General features: G+C 55.0%; 28 protein-coding genes. 4 read left to right on the top strand and 24 right to left on the bottom strand.

What is annotated here, in order from left to right:
* Positions 1-32: 32 nt before the first annotated feature.
* The 15 genes from tatC to BT114_RS06610 all read right to left on the bottom strand — a co-directional run bounded on the left by tatC (position 33) and on the right by BT114_RS06610 (position 11,808).
* Positions 33-776, bottom strand: coding sequence for a twin-arginine translocase subunit TatC (gene tatC / locus BT114_RS06680; RefSeq protein WP_072325617.1), 744 nt, complete (start codon positions 774-776; stop codon positions 33-35).
* Between the two features lie 41 nt (positions 777-817).
* On the bottom strand, positions 818-1,168 hold the full coding sequence (gene tatB / locus BT114_RS06675; RefSeq protein WP_072325567.1) for a Sec-independent protein translocase protein TatB: 351 nt from the start codon (positions 1,166-1,168) through the stop codon (positions 818-820).
* Positions 1,169-1,180: 12 nt separating this feature from the next.
* Positions 1,181-1,444, bottom strand: a complete 264-nt coding sequence (gene tatA, locus BT114_RS06670; protein WP_072325566.1) for a Sec-independent protein translocase subunit TatA — start codon at positions 1,442-1,444, stop codon at positions 1,181-1,183.
* Positions 1,445-1,490: 46 nt separating this feature from the next.
* Positions 1,491-1,823, bottom strand: coding sequence for a phosphoribosyl-ATP diphosphatase (locus tag BT114_RS06665; RefSeq protein ID WP_072325565.1), 333 nt, complete (start codon positions 1,821-1,823; stop codon positions 1,491-1,493).
* 76 nt (positions 1,824-1,899) lie between these two features.
* Complete coding sequence (gene ubiB / locus BT114_RS06660; RefSeq protein WP_072325564.1) at positions 1,900-3,537, bottom strand: ubiquinone biosynthesis regulatory protein kinase UbiB; 1,638 nt, start codon at positions 3,535-3,537, stop codon at positions 1,900-1,902.
* Positions 3,538-4,176 (bottom strand): ubiquinone biosynthesis accessory factor UbiJ, encoded by a 639-nt coding sequence (locus BT114_RS06655; RefSeq protein WP_072325563.1) that lies wholly within the window; start codon positions 4,174-4,176, stop codon positions 3,538-3,540. It abuts the gene before it with no gap.
* A 21-nt stretch (positions 4,177-4,197) separates the two neighbouring features.
* Positions 4,198-4,953: a bifunctional demethylmenaquinone methyltransferase/2-methoxy-6-polyprenyl-1,4-benzoquinol methylase UbiE gene (gene ubiE / locus BT114_RS06650; RefSeq protein WP_072325562.1), complete on the bottom strand. Its 756-nt coding sequence runs from the start codon at positions 4,951-4,953 to the stop codon at positions 4,198-4,200.
* Positions 4,950-5,360, bottom strand: coding sequence for a gamma-butyrobetaine hydroxylase family protein (locus BT114_RS06645; protein ID WP_072325616.1), 411 nt, complete (start codon positions 5,358-5,360; stop codon positions 4,950-4,952). Before BT114_RS06645 ends, ubiE begins: the two co-directional genes overlap by 4 nt.
* 14 nt (positions 5,361-5,374) lie before the next feature.
* Positions 5,375-6,700 (bottom strand): ATP-dependent protease ATPase subunit HslU, encoded by a 1,326-nt coding sequence (hslU, locus tag BT114_RS06640; RefSeq protein WP_072325561.1) that lies wholly within the window; start codon positions 6,698-6,700, stop codon positions 5,375-5,377.
* Positions 6,697-7,221, bottom strand: coding sequence for an ATP-dependent protease subunit HslV (gene hslV, locus BT114_RS06635; RefSeq protein ID WP_072325560.1), 525 nt, complete (start codon positions 7,219-7,221; stop codon positions 6,697-6,699). Before hslV ends, hslU begins: the two co-directional genes overlap by 4 nt.
* A gap of 13 nt (positions 7,222-7,234) precedes the next feature.
* The gene (locus BT114_RS06630) at positions 7,235-7,924 is read right to left on the bottom strand and encodes an SPOR domain-containing protein (protein WP_072325559.1); all 690 of its coding nucleotides are present in this window, start codon (positions 7,922-7,924) and stop codon (positions 7,235-7,237) included.
* 30 nt (positions 7,925-7,954) lie between these two features.
* Positions 7,955-9,652 carry an arginine--tRNA ligase gene (gene argS, locus BT114_RS06625; RefSeq protein ID WP_072325558.1) on the bottom strand — a complete coding sequence of 566 codons (1,698 nt, stop codon included), beginning with the start codon at positions 9,650-9,652 and terminating at the stop codon, positions 7,955-7,957.
* A gap of 88 nt (positions 9,653-9,740) precedes the next feature.
* On the bottom strand, positions 9,741-10,601 hold the full coding sequence (gene mtgA, locus BT114_RS06620) for a monofunctional biosynthetic peptidoglycan transglycosylase (RefSeq protein WP_072325557.1): 861 nt from the start codon (positions 10,599-10,601) through the stop codon (positions 9,741-9,743).
* A complete protein-coding gene (locus BT114_RS06615) occupies positions 10,582-11,343 on the bottom strand; it encodes a 4Fe4S-binding leucine-rich repeat protein (RefSeq protein WP_218163466.1) in 762 nt (253 codons plus the stop codon). The genes mtgA and BT114_RS06615 overlap by 20 nt, the downstream gene beginning before the upstream one ends.
* 21 nt (positions 11,344-11,364) lie before the next feature.
* A complete protein-coding gene (locus BT114_RS06610) occupies positions 11,365-11,808 on the bottom strand; it encodes an acetyl-CoA sensor PanZ family protein (protein WP_072325556.1) in 444 nt (147 codons plus the stop codon).
* A 139-nt stretch (positions 11,809-11,947) separates the two neighbouring features.
* Between BT114_RS06610 and hisB the strand changes: the two genes are divergently transcribed.
* Genes hisB through hisF form a run of 4 tightly spaced genes read left to right on the top strand, consistent with a single transcriptional unit; the run spans position 11,948 to position 14,718 of the window.
* Positions 11,948-12,541, top strand: coding sequence for an imidazoleglycerol-phosphate dehydratase HisB (gene hisB / locus BT114_RS06605; protein ID WP_072325555.1), 594 nt, complete (start codon positions 11,948-11,950; stop codon positions 12,539-12,541).
* Positions 12,541-13,188, top strand: a complete 648-nt coding sequence (gene hisH / locus BT114_RS06600; RefSeq protein ID WP_072325554.1) for an imidazole glycerol phosphate synthase subunit HisH — start codon at positions 12,541-12,543, stop codon at positions 13,186-13,188. Before hisB ends, hisH begins: the two co-directional genes overlap by 1 nt.
* A gap of 26 nt (positions 13,189-13,214) precedes the next feature.
* Positions 13,215-13,943: a 1-(5-phosphoribosyl)-5-[(5-phosphoribosylamino)methylideneamino]imidazole-4-carboxamide isomerase gene (hisA, locus tag BT114_RS06595; protein ID WP_072325553.1), complete on the top strand. Its 729-nt coding sequence runs from the start codon at positions 13,215-13,217 to the stop codon at positions 13,941-13,943.
* Between the two features lies 1 nt (position 13,944).
* Positions 13,945-14,718 (top strand): imidazole glycerol phosphate synthase subunit HisF, encoded by a 774-nt coding sequence (gene hisF / locus BT114_RS06590; protein ID WP_072325552.1) that lies wholly within the window; start codon positions 13,945-13,947, stop codon positions 14,716-14,718.
* 155 nt (positions 14,719-14,873) lie between these two features.
* Here hisF and BT114_RS06585 read toward each other — a convergent pair whose 3' ends face one another.
* From BT114_RS06585 to mutM, 9 genes are all read right to left on the bottom strand, one after another.
* Positions 14,874-15,260 carry a HEPN domain-containing protein gene (locus BT114_RS06585; protein ID WP_072325614.1) on the bottom strand — a complete coding sequence of 129 codons (387 nt, stop codon included), beginning with the start codon at positions 15,258-15,260 and terminating at the stop codon, positions 14,874-14,876.
* A gap of 29 nt (positions 15,261-15,289) precedes the next feature.
* On the bottom strand, positions 15,290-15,637 hold the full coding sequence (locus tag BT114_RS06580) for a nucleotidyltransferase domain-containing protein (protein ID WP_072325551.1): 348 nt from the start codon (positions 15,635-15,637) through the stop codon (positions 15,290-15,292).
* 59 nt (positions 15,638-15,696) lie between these two features.
* Positions 15,697-16,509: a DUF2971 domain-containing protein gene (locus BT114_RS06575; protein WP_072325550.1), complete on the bottom strand. Its 813-nt coding sequence runs from the start codon at positions 16,507-16,509 to the stop codon at positions 15,697-15,699.
* A complete protein-coding gene (locus BT114_RS06570; protein ID WP_072325549.1) occupies positions 16,506-16,955 on the bottom strand; it encodes an acyl-CoA thioesterase in 450 nt (149 codons plus the stop codon). The genes BT114_RS06575 and BT114_RS06570 overlap by 4 nt, the downstream gene beginning before the upstream one ends.
* A gap of 10 nt (positions 16,956-16,965) precedes the next feature.
* The gene (locus tag BT114_RS06565; RefSeq protein WP_072325548.1) at positions 16,966-18,162 is read right to left on the bottom strand and encodes a class I SAM-dependent rRNA methyltransferase; all 1,197 of its coding nucleotides are present in this window, start codon (positions 18,160-18,162) and stop codon (positions 16,966-16,968) included.
* Between the two features lie 23 nt (positions 18,163-18,185).
* On the bottom strand, positions 18,186-18,572 hold the full coding sequence (gcvH, locus tag BT114_RS06560; RefSeq protein ID WP_072325547.1) for a glycine cleavage system protein GcvH: 387 nt from the start codon (positions 18,570-18,572) through the stop codon (positions 18,186-18,188).
* Positions 18,573-18,587: 15 nt separating this feature from the next.
* On the bottom strand, positions 18,588-19,124 hold the full coding sequence (locus BT114_RS06555) for a hypothetical protein (RefSeq protein ID WP_072325546.1): 537 nt from the start codon (positions 19,122-19,124) through the stop codon (positions 18,588-18,590).
* A gap of 45 nt (positions 19,125-19,169) precedes the next feature.
* Positions 19,170-19,538, bottom strand: coding sequence for a SirB2 family protein (locus tag BT114_RS06550; RefSeq protein WP_072325545.1), 369 nt, complete (start codon positions 19,536-19,538; stop codon positions 19,170-19,172).
* 65 nt (positions 19,539-19,603) lie between these two features.
* Complete coding sequence (gene mutM, locus BT114_RS06545; protein WP_072325544.1) at positions 19,604-20,461, bottom strand: bifunctional DNA-formamidopyrimidine glycosylase/DNA-(apurinic or apyrimidinic site) lyase; 858 nt, start codon at positions 20,459-20,461, stop codon at positions 19,604-19,606.
* Between the last annotated feature and the right edge of the window lie 68 nt (positions 20,462-20,529).

The following is a 20,529-nucleotide window of genomic DNA, read 5'->3' as shown; positions in this document are numbered from 1 at the left end:
GGGTTTATTGTTTTTATTTGTAATAAGGTGTTTTATTCTTCAGCCTTACGCTTTGGCAGCAAGCGCGAAATCAATATTCCCACTTCAAACAACAGCCACATCGGGACAGCCAGCAGCGTCTGTGAAAACACATCAGGTGGCGTCAGCAGCATGGCAACCACAAAACAACCCAGGATCACATACATCCGTTTGGAGGACAGGGTTTCCACACTGGTGACACCCGCCATCACCAGCAGCACTGTGGCCACAGGGATTTCAAAGGCCAGACCGAAAGCAAAAAACAGTTTCAGCACAAAACTCAGGTAGGCATTGATGTCTGTCATCACCGCCACCCCCTCAGGTGCTGCAGCGGTGAAAAATGCAAACAACAGGGGAAACACAGCATAGTAAGCAAAGGCCATACCGGCATAAAACAGGATGATGCTGGATGCCAGCAATGGAAAGGCCAGCTTTTTTTCATGTTCATATAAACCTGGCGCAATAAAACTCCAGATCTGATATAGAATATAGGGAACACTGACTATAAAAGCAGTAAATAAAGTCAGTTTAAATGGCGTTAAAAAAGGTGATGCCACTTCTGTGGCAATCATATTGGTGCCTTCTGGCAGTATTGCACGCAAGGGTTCAGATATAAAAAGATAGATATCATTGGCAAAATAAAAAAGCGCCAAAAATACAATTAATACTGAAACCACAATACGCAGTAGACGGTCACGCAACTCTATCAGATGCTCAACAAGCGGGGCATGGCCCGCCGGTGCCACTGGTTCCTGCATGTTCTGATCCGGATTCCGATCAGGCTGCTGATCCATCTGACTCATGAAGGCTTGTCCTCAGACCTGGATACAGGGGTTTCGGCCTGCTCTTTTACTGGCTCGACAGGTTGCTGTGCATCAGCACCCGATTCCATGTTCACCTGGTTTTCGACTTCCTTTTCCACATCCAGCAGGCCTGCACGAACCTTGCGCTCGTGCTCGGCCAGGCGCTGGCGCATTTCTTCCAGTTGCAGCTGTTCATTGACCTCCTGCTGAATACCTGACACGGCCTTGCGGATACGGCCGATATATAGACCCAGCGTGCGTACTGCCTGCGGCAGACGCTCCGGACCCAGTACCAGCAGACCCACGATACCGATCAGCAGCAGTTCAAAAAAGCCGATATCAAACATGGCAATGGGCGCTTACTTGCGCTCCTGCTCCTGGTCAACGCGGGTGGATTTGACGTCAATCGGACCTTTTTCTTCAACCTTGTTCAGATTCGCTGCATCCTTTTTCAGGTCTTCTGCTTCGGCTTCCTTCTCACCATCTTTCATGGCGGACTTGAAGCCTTTTACAGCACCACCCAGGTCACTACCCAGTGAACGCAGTTTTTTGGTTCCAAAAATCAGGATGATGATGCCCAGAACAATCAGAAGTTGCCAAATGCTAATGCCGCCAAAACCCATGATGATCTCCTGCTTAACTCAATAGTGTTTGCGTGTTCTTGTCATTTCATTGGGCACTGCGGCTGGCTTTTTCCTCCAGACCGGAAAGCCCCATGCGTCGTGCCAGCTCATTCAGTACGTCTTGATGGCTGATATTCAGGTGAGACAACATAACCAGTGAATGAAACCAGAGATCGGCCGTTTCCGCAATCACCTCATCCGGCTTGCCACTGATGGCTGCATCCTTGGCGGCCAGCAAGGTTTCTGTGGCTTCTTCACCCACCTTCTCAAGGATCTTGTTTAATCCCTTGTGATGCAACTGGGCCACATAAGAGCTACCCGGATCAGCCTGCTTACGGGCTTCCAGCGTTGCTGCCAATTGCTGCAGGATATCTGCCATGCCAATCCAACCTTTATCACTTGCTTTCAGAACAGGGGGCCAAGCATAACGGAAAGCGCCGGAGCCGACCAGCCACCTAACGTCGCAGCAGTAATAACAAACCAATGCCACCCAACACCCAGGGCTGCCAATCACCCTGTAACAGCGGAAGCAGCTGTTCGCCGACACCAGAAACCAGTGCCATTAACAACAGCAATACAGCCAGCAACAACTGCCCATTACGCCGCCGCCCGGCAATCATTTCATCGCGCATGTCACGCAGCAGGCGACGTTGTTCCAGATGATCCTGTTGCCAGTTGCGGAACTGACTTAACCCTTCGTGAGCCAGTTGCGGCAGCTCAGGAATCTGCTCCAGCCAGTCTGGCAGTTTTTCCTTGGCTTTTAACAGGATGCCACGGGGGCCTACACGCTGTTTCATCCAGTTTTCCAGAAAGGGTTTGGCGGTGGTCCACAGGTCCAGATCGGGATAAAGCTGGCGACCAAGGCCTTCAATGTTCAACAGGGTTTTCTGCAGCAACACCAGCTGTGGCTGCACTTCCATGTTGAAGCGTCGGGCCGTCTGGAATAATCCCAGCAGCACCTGACCAAAAGAGATGTCTTTCAGGGGTTTTTCAAAAATGGGCTCACACACCGCCCGAATGGCGGCAGCAAATTCATTGGCACGGGTTCCTTCACCCACCCAGCCAGACTCGATGTGCAGCCTGGCCACCTCGTAATAGTCCTGCTCAAAAAATGCCAGCAGGTTGCGCGCCAGGTAGTTCTGGTCTTCCATGCTCAGCGAACCGACAATACCGCAGTCAATGGCTATGTAGCGCGGACTTTCAGGAAGGCTGGTGTCCACAAAAATATTGCCAGGGTGCATGTCGGCGTGAAAAAAGTTGTCCCGGAACACCTGGGTGAAAAAAATCTCCACTCCGCGCTCGGCCAGCTTTTTCATGTTCACGCCACGGGCTTTCAGGGTTTCCACTTCGGCCACCGGCACCCCGTAAATCCGCTCTTGCACCATCAGGTTCCTGCGGGTGAAGGACCAGTGAATGGCCGGTACATAAAGCAGGGGAGAATTCTGAAAGTTGCGCTTTAACTGCGACGTGCTGGCGGCTTCTTTCTGCAGGTCCAGCTCATCCATCAGGCTGACTTCATAATCAGCCACCACTTCCACCGGATGCAGGCGCTGGGCATCGGGCACCAGTTTCAGTGTTAATCTGGCCAGCATGTACAGCAGCTGGATGTCCTTGCGGATCACCTGCTTGATGCCCGGACGAATCACCTTCACCACCACCTCTTCTCCGGTATGCAACCGGGCGGTGTGCACCTGGGCCACCGAAGCAGAAGCCAGCGGCTCGGCACCAAACTCTGCAAAGGCTTCCGCCACAGGCATGCGCAAGGAGTGTTCGATGGTTTTACGCGCCAGCTCAGCAGGGAAAGGGGGCACCTGGTCCTGGAGTTTTTTCAGCTCATCAGCCACATCCGATGGCAGCAGGTCACGCCGGGTGGAGAGCATCTGGCCAAACTTGATGAAAATCGGGCCCAGCTCCTCCAGGGTCAGTCGCAGGCGTTCACCACGCGTGTATCTGCCTACGGGGATCAGCCGCATGGGGTTAAGCCTGAGCAACAGCACCAGCAGCCAGGGCAGGCGTTCCTGCGGAATCAGGGTATCCAGGCGGTAACGGACCACCACCCAGGTAATACGCAAGGCACGATAAAAACGTCCCACTCAATGCTCTCCAGTCTTGTTTCCGGTCTGCTCCAGCAGCCGGATGCGGGCTTCCAGCCGATCAACGTCCAGACGCAGTTCACCCAGTGCATCCTCCAGCAGATGCAGGCTGTTGCGACCCGGCAACAGGCCGGTTTCATCGTCCAGATAATCCTTCAGATCCTGCCCGGCACTTTGGCTGAAGCGCTGACCAAAACCCAGTAAACGACTCATTCCAGACTGGAGTAAAGCCAGTGGCAATGGCCCGGTGAACTGATGGATTAACTCTGCAGCATCCAGACCAAGACCGGACATCAGATCCTGTAACAACTCCAGTTTGCGAGTGTCGCCACCAATCTGTACTTCCGGGCTGAATAACACCGCTGAGGCATCGGGGCGAGTTGCCATTTTCAGGTAAGACGCCGGGCTGGCTTCCATCCAGGCATCAGGCTGAACATCGGCCTGACGATAAAGGCTCAGTCCTTCGTGGTTCACCTGCAGTTGCACCTGCACATCCAGCCCGGTGACACGCAGCTCCAGCAGCGAGCCATGTAATTCCTGCAGGGCTGCAGCCGCCGCACCTTCACGTGCAACAGCCTGACGCAACAGGGGGTTGATGAGACTTTCCAGTCCGGCCAGCAGACTCAGGGGAAGGGCCATAAGGGTCTCTAGGCTCCGGAATTACAGCTTGATGCCACGGTGCAGGGCAACCACACCGGAGGTCATGTTGTGGTACTCCACTTCACTGAGCCCGGCCGCTTCCATCATGCCCTTCAGGGTATCCTGATCCGGGTGCATGCGGATCGACTCAGCCAGGTAACGGTAAGAGTCGCTGTCACCGGCAAAGAGTTTGCCCATTAAAGGCAGAGCGGTGAAGGAATAAAGATCATAGGCCTTGGTCATCAACGGATTGGTGGGTTTGGAGAACTCCAGCACCAGCAGGCGACCACCCGGCTTGAGGATTCGGGTCATGTCGCGCAGTGCCTTGTCCTTGTCCGTGACATTACGCAGCCCAAAGGCAATGGTGACCACATCAAAATGATTGTCTGGAAACGGCAGGCACTCAGCATTGGCCTGCACAAAACGGATATTGCCACCATAACCCCGATCCAGCAGTCGATCCCGGCCCACTTTCAACATCGAGGCGTTGATGTCTGCCAGTATCACCTGCCCTTCCTCACCCACCAGGCGGGAAAACTGCATGGTGAGATCGCCCGTGCCACCGGCAATATCCAGCACCTGATGCCCCTTGCGCACACCGGACAACTCAATGGTGAATTTTTTCCACAGGCGGTGCACTCCCATGGACATCAGGTCGTTCATCAGATCGTATTTACTGGCTACCGAGTCAAAGACCCCGGCCACCCGCTTGACCTTTTCATCCACCGGCACCTGCTGGTAACCAAAATGGGTGGTGTTCTGTTTTTCCTGGGTCATGAGGTTTTTCCTGCATCGGTAAACAAGGGAATGAGTCGGGGTTCACGGCTTTCACCAGCAGCAGCCAGTTGGTTCAGGTAATCCTGCCAGAGCTGCTCACGATGCTGCCCCAGGTGCCAGAGGTAATCCCAGGTAAAAAGCCCTGAGTCGTGGCCATCATCAAAACTGATTTTCAGTGCATAACGACCAACCGGCTCGATTTTCCAGATTTTCACGTCTTTTTTGCCAAACTGCAGTTTTGGGTTGCCATGCCCCTGCACTTCAGCAGAGGGAGACAACACCCGCAACAGTTCTGCTGGGAGCTCCAGCGCCTGGCCATCGGCATAACCCAGCTCCAGGCAATGACGGGTTTTACTGTAGTGCACCCGATTCGGCTGAGGTGCACGCTGGTCAGTCGGTTGCAACATAAGGGTTTCCTGCATCAAAGAATATAGCGCGACAGATCCTGATCCTTGACCAGCGCACCGAGCTGCTGATTGACATAAGCCGCATCCACCACCAGCTTGCCACCCAGGCGATCCGCATCAAAACTGGCATCTTCCAGCAAGCGCTCAATCACCGTATGCAAACGGCGGGCACCAATGTTGTCAGTATTCTCGTTCACTTCAAAGGCAATCTGAGCCAGACGCTCAATGCCATCATCAGTGAAGCTCAGTTCCACGCCTTCAGTGGCCAGCAGTGCAATAGCCTGACGCGTCAAGGAAGCATCGGGTTCGGTCAGGATGCGTCGGAAGTCTTCCGGTGTCAGGGCCTTCAACTCCACCCGGATCGGCAGACGCCCTTGCAACTCGGGAATCAGATCGGAAGGCTTGGCCAGATGAAACGCACCGGAGGCAATAAACAGGATGTGATCGGTCTTGATCATGCCGTATTTGGTGGTCACCGTGCAGCCTTCAATCAGTGGCAAAAGGTCACGCTGCACACCTTCACGCGACACATCCGCACCACCCACGTTTTCGCCGCGTTTGCAAACCTTGTCCAGCTCATCCAGAAACACGATGCCGTTCTGTTCCACCAGATCCACGGCTTCACGCTTGATTTCATCTTCATTAACCAACCGTGCCGCTTCTTCATCACGGACCAGGCGCATGGCATCACGAATTTTTAATTTGCGAGTGCGGCGCTTGTCCTGGCTGAGGTTGGAGAACAGGCTCTGCAATTGCTGGGTCATTTCTTCCATGCCCGGCGGGGTCATGATTTCCACACCTATCTGCGGGCCAGCCACTTCAATTTCGATGTCCTTATCATCCAGTTGGCCTTCCCGCAGCTTCTTGCGGAAGATCTGGCGAGTGGAGGATTCATGCCCGGCTTCGCGGCTTTCAATATCACGCGCCGGTGGCAACAAGGCATCCAGAATGCGTTCTTCGGCTGCATCCTCAGCGCGGTGGCGATTCTTTTTCATCGCCTCTTCACGCAGCATTTTCACGGCAGACTCCATCAGGTCACGAATGATGGTTTCCACATCCCGTCCGACATAACCCACTTCAGTGAACTTGGTGGCTTCCACCTTGATGAAGGGTGCACGGGCCAGCTTGGCCAGGCGGCGGGCAATTTCTGTTTTACCCACCCCGGTCGGACCAATCATCAGAATGTTCTTTGGCGTGACTTCAGCACGCAAGTCAGGGTCCAGTTGCATGCGCCGCCAGCGGTTACGCAAGGCCACCGCCACCGCACGCTTGGCATCTGCCTGACCGACAATGAAGCGATCCAGTTCACTCACTATTTCTCTGGGCGTCATACTGCTCATTTTTTCAGGCCTTCAATGGTCATCTGATGGTTGGTGAAGACACAGATATCCCCTGCCAGCTGCAGGCTTTTTTCCACAATTTCATAGGCAGACAGTTCGGTGTTTTCCAGCAGGGCACGAGCGGCAGCCAAGGCATAGTTTCCACCGGAGCCGATGGCCAGTACGCCATGTTCCGGTTCCACCACATCACCGGTGCCGCTGATGCACAGGGTGGCAGTTTCATCAGCCACCACCAGCATGGCTTCCAGACGGCGCAGTGCACGGTCGGTACGCCAGTCTTTGGCCATTTCCACGGCAGCCCGCACCAGTTGGCCATGATGCTTTTCCAACTGGGATTCAAAACGCTCAAACAGGGTGAAGGCATCTGCTGTACCACCGGCAAAACCGGCCAGAATGCGGTCATGATACAAGCGGCGTACCTTGCGGGCATTGCCTTTCATCACGGTATTACCCAGCGAGACCTGGCCATCGCCACCCAGGACGACTTCGTTATCACGACGCACACACACAATAGTGGTCATCTGTGCTCCTTAATTATTCTGGTGCTGCAGTTGTTGGTTGTGCTGTGGGTTCATCACGCAGGCGCAACAGCATGAATTCGAGTCCAGCCCTGGCCAGGTCATCCTGGGCACGGGCCAGCAGGCGGCGATCCTGGTAAGGGCCGACTTGTACCCGGTGCCAGACATCACCACTGGCCGTTTCCACCGGGTTGACCCGGATACGATCAAAACCAAGCGTTTTCAGTCGCTCTTCCAGGCGTGCAGCATCACTGCGTGCCCGGAAAGAGCCGACCTGCAACATGAATCGTGGCAGGTCTTCTGCTTCACGTGGCGTGGACTGATAAGCCTCAACCTTGGGGGCTATCACTTCGGTTTCCGGCAGCAGGGTATAAAAATCAAAGCGCGGCTGTGGCGGCCGTTCTGCTGATGCTGCTGGCTGCGCAGTGCTAGCAGGGCTACTGACCACCGTGGCATTTTTTTCGGTCACCGGTGGCCGGGCTTCCAGTGGTGTGGGTGCCGAAGGTCGGGTTAACTGGGCAACCAGAAAACCTGCCACCAGACCCACTGCCAGCCACCCCCAGCCCGGCAGGCGACTCCAGAGGTCACTGGCCGTGGGAGCAACCTCTTCCGTAGCTTTGGGCACCGCACCGCGTGAACGCATGGTTTCCGCGGCGGCGTCCGGCTGATTCCTTTTAAGCTGACGACTGGCAAAATCGCGCGCCATGATGATCTCTCCTGCCCTGAGGCAACTTGCTTACATGGATTCGGGTGCGCTGACACCCAGCAGGTCCAGGCCGTTGGCCAGTACCTGACGGGTTGCTGCCGCCAATGCCAGGCGAGCGGTTCTCACCGCTTCATCGTCCACCAGGAACTGATGGGCGTTATACCAGGAGTGCATGGCTGCAGCCAGATCTCGCAGGTATTGGGCAATCTGGTGCGGCTCAAGTTCACGCGCTGCAGTGGCAACCACTTCCGGGAAACGCGCCAGCAGATTCAGCACCGCCTGCTCCTGATCGGTATTCAGTTGATCCAGGCAAGCCTGAGCCGCTTCAGCATTCCAGCCATAACCTTTTTCTTCCGCCTGACGCGCCACACTGCACAGGCGGGCATGGGCGTATTGAATGTAATACACCGGGTTGTCATTGGTCTGGGAGCGAGCCAGATCAATGTCAAAGGTCAGCTGTGAAGTGGGGGCACGTGCCGCCAGGAAATAACGGGTGGCATCACAACCCACTTCATCAATCAGATCGCGCAGGGTGACATAACTGCCGGCCCGCTTGGAGATTTTCACTTCCTCGCCGCCACGCATCACCGTCACCATCTGGTGCAAGACATAATCCGGCCAGCCTTCAGGAATATCCACCTTCAGCGCCTGCAGACCAGCGCGAACACGCGTGATGGTGGAGTGGTGGTCCGCACCCTGTTCGTTGATGACCTTTTTAAAGCCACGCTGCCATTTGTTCAGATGGTAGGCCACATCCGGTACAAAATAGGTGTAACCGCCATCGGTCTTGCGCATGACCCGGTCTTTATCATCACCAAAATCGGTGGTGCGCAACCACAGGGCGCCCCCTTCTTCATAGGTGTAACCATTGGCAATCAGTTGCTCTACTGCTGCCTCCACCCGCCCCTCGCTGTAAAGGGAAGACTCCAGGAAGTACACATCAAACGCCACACCAAAGGCTTTTAAATCCAGATCCTGCTCGCGGCGTAAAAATGCCACGGCAAAACGGCGGATGGCATCAGTGTTCTCAGGGTCAGCTTCACCCTTAACCTGCTGGTCATCTGCAACCACTGTGTCACCGGCCATGTAGGAACGGGCCACCTCCTGGATGTAATCACCCCGATAACCGTCTTCTGGCCAGCTGGGATCTTCCGGCCCCAGACCACGGGCACGTGCCTGCACCGAAAGGGCCAGATTGTTGATCTGGGCACCGGCATCGTTGTAATAAAATTCGCGGGTCACATCCCAGCCGGTGGCCTGCAGCAGACGGCAGAGGCAATCACCCACAGCGGCACCGCGACCATGACCGATGTGCAGGGGGCCAGTCGGGTTGGCAGATACAAACTCCACCTGCACCTTTTCACCCTGACCGGTATCACTCTGACCAAAACGGGCACCTTCAGACAACACCTGCCCCACCACTGCAGTCAGTGCGCCCTGCGACAGGAAAAAGTTGATGAAGCCGGGGCCGGCAATTTCCATCTTGCTGACCTGCTGCATGAAGCCGGCATCAGCCTGCAGCAGACTGACAACCTGTTCGGCCAGTTCACGAGGCTTTTTGCCTGCCGGTTTGGCGGCCATCAATGCCAGATTGGTGGCCAGATCACCGTGCGCCTTGTCTTTGGTGTTGTCGATCTGGATGCGGGGCTGGAAATCGTCCGGCAACTGGCCACTGGCCTTGAGCTGGTTGATGATCTGGCTGAGTTGCTCGCTGATAAAAGCTTTCATGTTAGGGAAACGGACCTGGCATTCGGGTTCAACAAAGGGAAAATGAATAACCTGCCATTATCCAAGGAAGGAAGGCAAAAGTCACCCGTCAGGGACGGCGTTCCGGCCAGTCACTGCGATTGATCATCGGCAGGTAGCGATTGTACTGTGTCTGCGAGATGTAATTGGCCTGGCGCATGCCCTGCAGGACATTGCGATATTTGCGCTGCATGGCCGGGGTGACATTGCGATTCTGGAACAGGCTATAGTGGTAACGCCGGGGACTGGGCAACAAAAGCGCCAGCCATGCTCCTTCAGCAGCATTGATTCGGACAGGTGCCTTGCCAAAATAATAGCGGGCTGCCGCATCCACACCATAAATATCCGGCCCGAACTCTGCCAGATTCAGATAAAGCTCCAGAATCTGGTTTTTGGAAAAATGCTGCTCCAGGCGACGTGTTAACACCGCTTCCTGCAATTTGCGGTAATAACTCTGCTGCGGCGTCAGAAACAGGTTCTTTACGGTCTGCTGGCTGATGGTGCTGCCACCGAAGCTGGTCTGGCCGCGCCGTAGATTGGTGATAAAGGCATCCAGCAGGGCATCATAATCCAGACCCCGATGCTGAAAAAAGCGTGCATCCTCGGCCATCACCACCGCATACATCAAATCACGATTGATCTCCCGCAGGGGTGTCCAGCGGTAATGGGCATCTTTTACTTCCAGGCGTTGCTGCACGCGCTGTTCGGCTTGTTGCTGCAAATCAGCAAAGGATTGCCCGGCAACATTCGGCAGGCTGTAAAAGAAGGCACCAACCAGCGTGGCACCGGTCAGCAGCACCACCAGAGTGATCAGGCCCAGCAGATAAACAAAACGATTAAACCAATGCACCGGCAACCACAAACCACGCTTTAAACGCTGCCGCCAGATACCGCCCTTGCCCTTGTTGCGCTCAGTCCTTGCTTTCGGCATTCAGGCGCTCCCTGGCCAGTTGTGCAACATCCGGTTCCGGGTCATCCAGCATCGGCTTTAATGCTGCCAAAGGCACTTGCAACACGGCAGTTGCCCGCACACTCCAGTCACTGTCTTTCAACATGCTACAGGCTTCTTCCGGCAGCATGCGTGATGTCACGGTACGACGAATTTCAGGTTCCTCATCTTCAGCCATCAGTCGCAGGGCAAAAGGGGGTAAGCGCCGCGCCACTTCCTTGCGAACCGTCAGGTCTTCATCCCTTGCCATCTTCATCAACTGCCCCGGCGGCAAACGACGAGCAACCTGCAGGCGCACAGCATAATCAACATCATGCAACAGGCGATTCAGCAGGGTGGGTGGCAGGCGACTGGCGACCGTGATGCGCACTTCACGATCTGGATCAGCTGCCAGCAACAGCAGATCCTCACCTTTCAGGCGAGTAGCCACCGAACGGCGTACGGTTTCATCCGCATCAGCAACCTTTTCAATGGCACGATGCGCAGGAGACCAACGCACCGCAATGGCACGCCGCTCCCAGAAAGGATCATCAAGATACTGCTCAGCCAGCTCGGGATGACGCTGCAGGAAACGATCGATCTGGCGACCACTTTCAATCCTGATACAGGCATCACCCGGCTGGCAACCAGCCTTTGCCAGCAAGCTATCCCGGTATTTGCAGTCTTCACACAGGCGTGCAGGATCGACCTTTTCAGTTTGTGTAACCACCAGCGTCAATCCCACGTTGCATCCCCTGACTCATCATCACTCAAGAATAAAACCCCGCTCAGGACAGGGCACATAACCCAGACGACAAACCAGCTTCTGATCAGCCATGGTTAAACCGGTATCCGGCACCCTCACCCGCAATCCCTGCTCACGCGCCATGGATGCCACCAAGGCCATCAAGCGTGTTCCCACGCCACGGCGTCGGGTGACTTCACGCACACACAGATGACGCAGTTGCCATTCCTCATCGGACATGCTCACCAATACGGCACCGATCAGGTGATCATTAAACAGTGCACCGGCAAACCAGTTACCTTGCAGCCCCAGAGCCGTATCAATGAACAAGGGGGCATCCATGGGCTCACCATCCAGCGTACGACGCATGGGTTCAGCCTCGGAATAAATCTTTTCCAGATCACACCGCCATGCAGGTTGATCTGCAAGGGTTGTGGCATCCGCCTGTATCAGCGCTACGGGCATGGCAGTATTCCTTTTTTGTTATCCGGATATTGCATTTTAGACCATTTCTATAAGAAGCATAAAAACTGCTGCACTGCCTTTCCACGACTCAACTGTTATAATCTCGTAATCGCAGAATTGATACAGGCAAAAACACCCCATGAATGCACGCACGGCAAGTGTCAGCCGCAACACCCTGGAGACGCAGATTCAGGTTAGCATCAACCTGGACGGCAGCGGAAAGTTTGTCTGCAACACCGGCATCGGTTTTCTGGACCACATGCTGGAACAGGTTGCTCGCCACGGTCTGATTGACATGGAGATTGAGCTTAAGGGGGATCGCCACATTGATGACCACCACAGCGTGGAGGATCTGGGCATCACCCTGGGCCAGGCCTTTGCCCAGGCGGTGGGTGACAAAAAAGGCATGGTGCGTTACGGCCATGCCTACGTGCCGCTGGACGAAGCCCTGTCACGCGTGGTGATCGACTTTTCCGGCCGCCCCGGCCTGTCCATGAATGTGGAGTTCACCCGCGCCAACATCGGCAGCCTGGACACTCAGCTGTTCTGGGAGTTTTTCCAGGGCTTTGTGAACCATGCCATGGTGACCCTGCACATCGACAACCTGAAGGGCTTTAACGCCCACCACCAGGCTGAAACCATTTTCAAGGCCTTTGGTCGTGCATTGCGCATGGCACTGGCCGCTGATGAACGCATGGCCGGGCAGATGCCTTCCACCAAGGGAGTGCTGTGATGCAACCGGATGTTGTGATCATTGATTACGGCATGGGCAACCTCCACTCAGCCCACAAGGCGCTGGAAAAGGTTGCTGCCGGTCAGCAGCGTGTTGCCATCTCATCCGACCCCGAGCTGATCCGCAAGGCTGAACGGGTGATTCTGCCTGGTGTGGGTGCCATCCGTGACTGCATGGCAGAAATGGACAAGACCGGCCTGATTCCAGTGATCCGTGAATGCCTGAGCAGCAAACCCTTTCTGGGCATCTGTGTTGGTTTTCAGGCGCTGATGGAATCCAGCGAGGAAAATGGCGGTGTACCCTGCCTTGGCCATTTTGCCGGTCAGGTGAAGTTTTTCGGCAACGACCTGCGTGATGCCAGTGGTGAGCGCCTGAAGGTGCCCCACATGGGCTGGAGCCAGGTTCACCCGCTGCTGCAACATCCGTTATGGCAGGACATTCCGGATGCTGAGCGCTTTTATTTTGTCCACAGTTATTATGTTCAGGCCAGCCATCGCGACCAGGTGCTGGCCCGCTGTGATTACGGACCGGTGCAACTGGATGCTGCCATGGCGGCTGATAACGTTGCCGCAGTGCAGTTTCACCCGGAAAAAAGTGCCACTGCCGGCCTGAAACTGCTGGAAAATTTCCTGAACTGGAAACCCTGATTTTCAAAAACTGGAACCTCTCAACAATGCTGATTATCCCCGCGATTGATCTGAAAGACGGTCAGTGTGTGCGCCTGAAACAGGGCCGCATGGAAGACTCCACCAGCTACGGCAATGACCCGGTTGAAATGGCCGCACGCTGGGTGAAGGAAGGCTGCCGCCGCCTGCACCTGGTGGACCTGAACGGTGCCTTTGATGGCCAGCCGGTGAATGGTGATGCAGTGACTGCCATTGCCCGCGCCAACCCCGGCCTGCCGATCCAGATCGGTGGTGGCATTCGTACTGCAGCCACCATTGAGCATTACCTGCAAGCCGGTGTGCAGTGGGTGATCATCGGTACCAAGGCGGTGAAAGAGCCCGAGTTTGTCACCGAAATGTGCAAGCTGTTCCCCGGCCACATCATTGTGGGTCTGGATGCCAAAGATGGCCTGGTGGCCACTGATGGCTGGGCCGAGGTTTCTTCCATCAAGGCCACCGATCTGGCCAAGCGTTTTGCTGATGATGGCGTATCCAGCATTGTTTACACCGATATCAGCCGTGATGGCATGATGCAGGGTGTGAACCTGGAAGCCACCGTCGACCTGGCACAACAGGGTGGTCTGCCGGTGATTGCTTCCGGTGGTGTGACCGACTTGGGTGATGTTGAACGACTGCTGAAAGTGGCCGATCAGGGCATCATCGGCGCCATCACCGGCCGTGCCATTTATGAAGGCACCCTGGATCTGGCTGAAGCCCAGCGCATGGCGGATCAATAAGATGGGACTGGCTAAACGCATTATTCCCTGTCTGGATGTGGACAAGGGTCGTGTGGTGAAAGGCGTGAATTTTGTCGGCATCCGTGATGCCGGCAACCCGGTGGAAGTGGCCAAACGCTACAACGACCAGGGCGCTGATGAAATCACCTTTCTGGACATCACTGCCAGCCACGAAGATCGCGGCACCACCGTGGAAATGGTGGAAGAAATTGCCGGTCAGGTGTTTATTCCACTCACCGTGGGTGGTGGCATCCGCACCTGTGAAGACATTCGCCGCATGCTGAATGCCGGTGCCGACAAGGTGTCCATCAACACCGCAGCCGTAACCAACCCGGAATTTGTACAGGAAGCCGCCGAGCGTTTTGGCAGCCAGTGCATTGTGGTAGCAATTGATGCCAAGAAGGTTTCCGCACCGGGCGAAGTGAACCGCTGGGAAATTTTCACCCATGGCGGCCGCAAGGCCACCGGTCTGGATGCCGTGCAGTGGGCGGTGAAAATGGTGGAACTGGGTGCCGGTGAATTGCTGCTGACCAGCATGGACCGGGATGGCACCAAAAACGGTTTTGACCTGGGTGTGACCCGCGCCATCTCGGATGCCGTGCATGTGCCGGTGATTGCATCAGGTGGTGTCGGTAACCTGCAGCATCTGGTCGATGGTGTCAAACAGGGCCGAGCTGATGCCGTGCTGGCTGCCAGTATTTTCCACTTCGGTCAGCACACCGTGCCGGAAGCCAAGCGCTTCATGGCTGAGCAGGGTATTGAAATGCGCCTTTAAGAAACCCTGATTAACGACTACGCTAGGTGATACTGCGTTGAAATTGACCTCAAAATGCTCATTTACTTCGTGTAAACTCTGCTTTTCCGTTCAATTTCGCCTTGTCTGACCTGCGCTCGTAACGTTAATCAGCGGCTCCTTAACCTGCTTTCATCTTATGACGCGGGTGAGTCTGGTAAAAACGCCGCCCGCATGTTTCCCACGAATACTTCAGCTTGATCCACCAACTCTCTTGCATCTTCCAGCTCAACAGACTCTGCCTTGTAGTCTGCAACCTGGCGTATTTCATGCGCCCGATTCAAAAGGCGCCCCATCTCTCTGGACACCTTCCCGCTTTTGACCAGATGCAGACCAAAACCGCCGATCAGACCACTGTGCGTTCGACCTGGATCAGCAGGACCAACAGCCCCTTCACCTGATGCCAGCAAAGCGGCTCGCGCTGCATCAAACATGGCGTAATTGGCACGGTTGGAAGCACCATCTACATCACCCAACTCAAGCAAAACCCGAGCGGAAGAGCAGGCTGTTTCTGCCTTTGCCATCAGGACGTCAATGGATAAGGGATCTCGATTCAAACGGGTATCCCCTCTTGAACAATATTCTTGAGTAACGCTGGGTTGGAGTAGGTTTCCGGGTGCTGCCACTCATCAAGCCAAAGTGGTAGCGGTGATATGAGAATGCCGGTTTCCAGCAGCACATCAAAAGCAATATCAGCCATATCCAGCTTTACAGGTAAAAAGCGCTGATGCTCACCATTCAACAATACCGCCAGATCGGCATCACTATCCGGTCGAAAAGTGCCACGAGCACGGCTGCCATACACTATGGCACCGGCAAGATCATAACGTTTCTGGAGCAAACTCAGAAAGCGTTGAACTGCTTCAGCGGTATGCTGATCGAGTGTCTTCTGGCGTGTCATCTGCAAACCCTCTGGTTGATGACTAATACACACGTCATTTCCCATGTTAGTCTGACTTATTACAGCGTACCACGGATATGCAACTTGAACTGATCCGGGTCGAGCAGTATTTCTCGCAGCGGGCGGCCAGGTTTGTATTTCATGTCGTAGTTGAGAATACGATTGACCTGTTCACGGGTATCTTCTGTTGCATTGACACCCAGAGTCACTGACATGACCGCACGCGGTGGGAAGGGGTAAAAATACACCAGCTTGCCATTGGCCAGTGGCTTGTTGTTTTTGGCTTCAGCCAGAGGGCGAATCAGGCGAATTTCTTCTTCGCTGGCATATTCCGCAGCCCGATGAAACAGTGCCGGAAAGGGTTTCATCGGATGGTCCGCCTGCGGGCGTGGCTGACCATACACCACCGGACGCAGCACCTGCTTCTTGCTGTTAAAACCCGGATAGCTGGTGTCCAGCTCCAACACCACACCACGATGCTGGTCAGCATACCTATCCCACAGCAGCGGATTATCTGCGCGAGTGAAAAAGCGGCACAAACCCAGCTCTTGATAGGCTTCCGGATTGGGCAGCACCGTGGGTTTGCCCTGCCGTCCCTTTTTCATCTGCTCTTCAATTTTCGGGCGCTTTTTCTGGGCTTCAATCTTGAAGTCTTCCCAGGTCATCAACCCCTTCAACTGGGTAGGTAGTGCCTTGAACTGACGCTCCAGCTCTTTCTGGAACTCTGCTTCACTGATGCGGATCGATTGACGCTGAATCATGCGGGCATTGTTCTGCCAGGGGTCTGGCAGGTCAGTCAAAGCAGTCAAGTGTAAGCGCGCATGACGCAGCACATCCAACTGCAGCGGATTGAGATAAAGGTAAACTTTCATCCCTGCACCACGTCCTTCTCCCGAATTAAAGCAGGCAGATAAACCGTCACAAATTCTTCAGGCAGGCGCCTGGGTTTGCTGGTTGAAAGCGCTACACAAGCAAAATGGGTGCGCCCGCGCATCAGGGTCTTGCCATCGGCCGGGCGCAACAATTGAAAACGGCGCGTCAGGGTGAAACGCTGATCAAATCCAACAATCCAGGTGGCAATCTGCAGCGTTTCGCCTTCAAAAGCCGGTGCCAGATAATCAATTTCATGTCGCACCACCACCATCGCCCGATCCAGCCGCTGGTAGTCTGCCAGGGTCAAACCCAGATGATTGGAATGTTTCCAGCTCACCTGCTCGATATAGCGCAGGTACTCGGCATTATTGACATGGCCATAGTGGTCAATGGCATCAGGTTGTACCGTCAGCTCGAACACAAAAGGGTTTGGTAAATCCCACATGCGCAAGATCCTACTGGCTGACCAGACGGAACAACAAGGCCTTGAGGTAACGGGTTTCTGGAATTGCTGGATGCACCGGGTGATCCGCACCCTGCCCGCCACGCCAGACCAGTTGTGCCATTTGTTGCTGACGTCGTGCAGCAATACGCACCAGGTCTTGCAGGCGCTCTTCCGCCAGGTGCATGGAGCAGGAGCCGGACAGCAACAAACCATCTTCCGGTGGCAGCAGTTTCATGGCTTCCCGGTTCAGGCGCTGATAGGCATGTTCACCCGGCCCCTGATCTTTCTTGCGCTTGATGAAAGCGGGTGGGTCCAGAATCACCAGATCAAACTGTTCACCGGCCTGTTGCAATTGTTGCAAGCCTTCAAAAGCATCCGCACAAAGGGTCGAAACACGATCCGCCACACCATTCAGTGCAGCGTTCAATTGCACCCCTTCCAGTGCTGCAGCCGATGCATCCAGGAACACCACCTCACGGGCACCGGCTTTGGCCAGCGGCATACCCCAGGCACCCCGGTAGGAAAACACATCCAGCACCCTTTTGCCTTTCACCAGCGGCAACAAAGCTGCCCGGTTCGGCTGATGATCATAAAACCAACCGGTTTTCTGACCATCCAACACCGGCACATCAAACACACAGCCATTTTCTTCGGCCAGCACCTGATCCGGCAATTCACCCCAGGCCAGGCCCACTTCAGCATCCAGACCTTCCAGCTGACGGGCACCAGCGTCGTTACGCCAGACAATGGCCTGTGGCTGGATAACTTCACGCAGGGCCAGCAGCACTTCATCCCTTAATGCATCCATGCCCGCGGTATTCAGCTGCACCACCAGTACGGCATCAAAACGATCCACAATCAAACCCGGCAACAGGTCACTTTCACCGTAAACCAGTCGGTAAAAGGGTTTTTGGTAAAAGGTTTCGCGCAATGTCAGTGCCTGACGGATGCGGGTTTTCAGCAAGGCCAGGTCCAGAGACTGATCCGGCTTTTCACTGATCAGACGCGCACAGATCAGATTGTTGGGATGAACATAAGCCACGCCCAGCGGCTGGCCACTGGCACTTTCCACCAGGCGCTGCTCACCGGGTTGCAGGCCTTTTAAAGGCGTGACAGCAGTATCCACCTCATTGGAGTAGATCCACAGGTGACCTGCTTTCAGGCGACGGTCAGCATTTTTTTTCAGGCGCAGGCGCTCAAGCGTCATGGCAATATCCAGGCAAACGGGGCTTAAAGAGTTTCCAGCAGGGTGGCGTAGGTGGGTGCATCCATCAGATCCTGCCACTCTTCGTCCAGTTCGGCCGGATCACACTCCAGCACAAACACCCAGGTTTCCAGTGGTGCATCGTTCAGCAGTTCCGGTGCTGCATCCAGCGCCTGATTGCACTCCACCAGGTGACCGGAAACCGGTGACTGAATTTCTGATGCGGTTTTGACTGATTCAATACCACTGATCACATCACCGGCATGAAACTGCTTGCCTGGTTCGGGCAATTCAACATAAACAATGTCACCCAGAGCTTCAGCAGCATGCTCACTGATGCCAACCCGCACACGGTTGGCACCTTCCCGCTGCGCCCACTGGTGGGTGGCACAAAAACGCAATTCCTGACTCATGGCTTTAACCTTTAATCAATCGTCTTTCAGTTTCAGTTGATGCTGACGCTGATCCTGATAATCCTCTACCTTACGCTGCAGCAGAGCTGCCAGCTCTTCAGTGGTCGCACCATCTTCCAGTTTGGCGGCCGGAAACCACATGGGACCCGGATAAACCAGAAAACCGTCACGGGTGCGAATCACACGCTTGATCTGGCCCCATTCCAGTTGCTGTTGTGGGCGATCAGTCACCTGAATGTTGATGCCTTCTTCTTTCACATCAAAGTTGAGTTCCAGCCCTTCCATGCCGGAGCGCTTGAAGGAGCGGGTGAACATGCGCACCATGATGCTGCCACGCAGGGCATACCAGCACAGACCGACAGCCACCAGCACCAGGTCCCAGATGGAGAACTCAAAGTTACGGTGATACAGATTATTCAGCAGCAAGGCAGCCAGCGTAACAATCACCAGCGCCATGGTGAGTTTACTGCGCAGGCGCTGCGGACCCAGCTCATAGTCGTAAAGTGCCAGGCGGATGAACTGGGATTGAGTCCAGGTATAGGTGATTTTCATTGTTGTTTTCCAGACAAGAGAGTTATCAAATCAGTATTGCTGCATTCAGAAGCCGGGGAAGGGAACCTTGTTGACCGCTACCCAACCGATGTACACAAAGATCACCAGCGACAAGGCAAAAGCCCACAACTTGCCACGCTTGATGGCAATTGTGCCCAGCAGGATATAAGCCACCAAACCGACTACCTTGGCAGTCAGCCAGGCTGAGTTGTAGAAAGGCCACTGTGCCAGGTGATAACAAAGCCCCAGAGCAGCCAGCAGTAAAAGGGTGTCATTCAGGTGAGCAGGAATACGAATCCAGTTACGGTGAATCCACTGGGCACCCAGCAGGGCAAAACCACCACGAGTCACAAACAGCAGCAGGCTGATCACAATGGTCAGTAGATGCAGGTGTTTCAGGGCCATATAACTCATCAGTGCCATCCTTCAGTTCAAAATGGGAATCGCGCTATCTTAACAGAAGCCTGGCCGGTGTCGCATCAACGCTGGCAATGGCTGCAGAATACACTGCTGCGTTGTCCCAGCCTCACCTCTTTCAGGGTGCGCCCACAGGTCTTGCAGGCCTGCCCTGCACGCCCATAAACGTCCAACTGCTGGGCAAAATAACCAGGCTGGCCATCACCACCGACAAAGTCACGGAGTGTTGTGCCGCCCTGAGCAATCGCTGCAGCCAGCACCTCACGAATAATGACTGCCAGTTTCTGATACCGCGCCAGACTGACTTGCCCGGCAGGGCGACGCGGGTCAATGCCAGCTTTAAACAAGGCTTCATTGGCATAGATATTACCCACACCCACCACCTGAGCATTATCCATGATGAATAACTTGACCGGCATCTTGCGGCCTCTGGAGGCTTGATACAGGCCCTCTGCCGTGAAAGCAGCATCCAGCGGCTCCGGCCCCAGCTTCAGCAACAAGGGATGCGATGTCGCCTGCCCCTGATAATCCAGCAGCGCACCAAAACGACGTGGATCGTGGTAACGCAAGCGCAACGGTGGTTCAACATCACCCGGCAAAGCAGTCAGCTGCAATTCAATGTGGTCGTGTTTTTTCCAGGCTTCACTGGCTGGAACCAAACGCAAGCTGCCCGACATACCCAGATGCCAGATCAGTCCCCAGCCGGCATCCTGCCCATCAGCCTGTAACAAGGGCATCAACAGGTATTTGGCACGCCGCTGTAAAGGTGCAATCAACAGTCCTTTCACGCGCTCCGACAGATCGGTCGGCACCGGCCAGCGCAGGCGCGGCTGACGCACCTGCAACTGCTCAATGCAACGCCCTTCCAGCCAGGGCGCTATGCCTCGACGGGTGGTTTCGACTTCGGGTAACTCAGGCATGTGCAACACACCTCTTTTTAAATGCCGCCTGCAGATGAAAAACGGGCATAAAAAAACCCGGGCCACCT

It is taken from the genome of Marinospirillum alkaliphilum DSM 21637 (genome assembly GCF_900119735.1).
GTDB lineage: Bacteria > Pseudomonadota > Gammaproteobacteria > Pseudomonadales > Halomonadaceae > Marinospirillum > Marinospirillum alkaliphilum.
The sequence above is the reverse complement of the archived record's forward strand: the minus strand, read 5'-3'. Positions and strand labels throughout refer to the sequence as shown.

What these genes read in the sequence shown, in the direction of transcription:
- hisA (WP_072325553.1), top strand. Translation starts at nt 13,215, where the DNA reads ATGCTGATTATCCCCGCGATTGATCTGAAAGACGGTCAGTGTGTGCGC.
- hslV (WP_072325560.1), bottom strand. Translation starts at nt 7,221, where the DNA reads ATGACCACTATTGTGTGTGTGCGTCGTGATAACGAAGTCGTCCTGGGT.
- hisB (WP_072325555.1), top strand. Translation starts at nt 11,948, where the DNA reads ATGAATGCACGCACGGCAAGTGTCAGCCGCAACACCCTGGAGACGCAG.
- BT114_RS06665 (WP_072325565.1), bottom strand. Translation starts at nt 1,823, where the DNA reads ATGGCAGATATCCTGCAGCAATTGGCAGCAACGCTGGAAGCCCGTAAG.
- BT114_RS06655 (WP_072325563.1), bottom strand. Translation starts at nt 4,176, where the DNA reads ATGGCCCTTCCCCTGAGTCTGCTGGCCGGACTGGAAAGTCTCATCAAC.
- tatC (WP_072325617.1), bottom strand. Translation starts at nt 776, where the DNA reads ATGCAGGAACCAGTGGCACCGGCGGGCCATGCCCCGCTTGTTGAGCAT.
- BT114_RS06630 (WP_072325559.1), bottom strand. Translation starts at nt 7,924, where the DNA reads ATGGCGCGCGATTTTGCCAGTCGTCAGCTTAAAAGGAATCAGCCGGAC.
- BT114_RS06550 (WP_072325545.1), bottom strand. Translation starts at nt 19,538, where the DNA reads ATGAGTTATATGGCCCTGAAACACCTGCATCTACTGACCATTGTGATC.
- mtgA (WP_072325557.1), bottom strand. Translation starts at nt 10,601, where the DNA reads ATGCCGAAAGCAAGGACTGAGCGCAACAAGGGCAAGGGCGGTATCTGG.
- BT114_RS06585 (WP_072325614.1), bottom strand. Translation starts at nt 15,260, where the DNA reads ATGGCAAAGGCAGAAACAGCCTGCTCTTCCGCTCGGGTTTTGCTTGAG.
- hslU (WP_072325561.1), bottom strand. Translation starts at nt 6,700, where the DNA reads ATGAGCAGTATGACGCCCAGAGAAATAGTGAGTGAACTGGATCGCTTC.
- ubiE (WP_072325562.1), bottom strand. Translation starts at nt 4,953, where the DNA reads ATGACCCAGGAAAAACAGAACACCACCCATTTTGGTTACCAGCAGGTG.
- hisH (WP_072325554.1), top strand. Translation starts at nt 12,541, where the DNA reads ATGCAACCGGATGTTGTGATCATTGATTACGGCATGGGCAACCTCCAC.
- BT114_RS06580 (WP_072325551.1), bottom strand. Translation starts at nt 15,637, where the DNA reads ATGACACGCCAGAAGACACTCGATCAGCATACCGCTGAAGCAGTTCAA.
- BT114_RS06645 (WP_072325616.1), bottom strand. Translation starts at nt 5,360, where the DNA reads ATGTTGCAACCGACTGACCAGCGTGCACCTCAGCCGAATCGGGTGCAC.
- BT114_RS06610 (WP_072325556.1), bottom strand. Translation starts at nt 11,808, where the DNA reads ATGCCCGTAGCGCTGATACAGGCGGATGCCACAACCCTTGCAGATCAA.
- BT114_RS06565 (WP_072325548.1), bottom strand. Translation starts at nt 18,162, where the DNA reads ATGACGCTTGAGCGCCTGCGCCTGAAAAAAAATGCTGACCGTCGCCTG.
- BT114_RS06575 (WP_072325550.1), bottom strand. Translation starts at nt 16,509, where the DNA reads ATGAAAGTTTACCTTTATCTCAATCCGCTGCAGTTGGATGTGCTGCGT.
- tatA (WP_072325566.1), bottom strand. Translation starts at nt 1,444, where the DNA reads ATGGGTTTTGGCGGCATTAGCATTTGGCAACTTCTGATTGTTCTGGGC.
- BT114_RS06570 (WP_072325549.1), bottom strand. Translation starts at nt 16,955, where the DNA reads ATGTGGGATTTACCAAACCCTTTTGTGTTCGAGCTGACGGTACAACCT.
- argS (WP_072325558.1), bottom strand. Translation starts at nt 9,652, where the DNA reads ATGAAAGCTTTTATCAGCGAGCAACTCAGCCAGATCATCAACCAGCTC.
- BT114_RS06555 (WP_072325546.1), bottom strand. Translation starts at nt 19,124, where the DNA reads ATGAAAATCACCTATACCTGGACTCAATCCCAGTTCATCCGCCTGGCA.
- gcvH (WP_072325547.1), bottom strand. Translation starts at nt 18,572, where the DNA reads ATGAGTCAGGAATTGCGTTTTTGTGCCACCCACCAGTGGGCGCAGCGG.
- hisF (WP_072325552.1), top strand. Translation starts at nt 13,945, where the DNA reads ATGGGACTGGCTAAACGCATTATTCCCTGTCTGGATGTGGACAAGGGT.
- mutM (WP_072325544.1), bottom strand. Translation starts at nt 20,461, where the DNA reads ATGCCTGAGTTACCCGAAGTCGAAACCACCCGTCGAGGCATAGCGCCC.
- tatB (WP_072325567.1), bottom strand. Translation starts at nt 1,168, where the DNA reads ATGTTTGATATCGGCTTTTTTGAACTGCTGCTGATCGGTATCGTGGGT.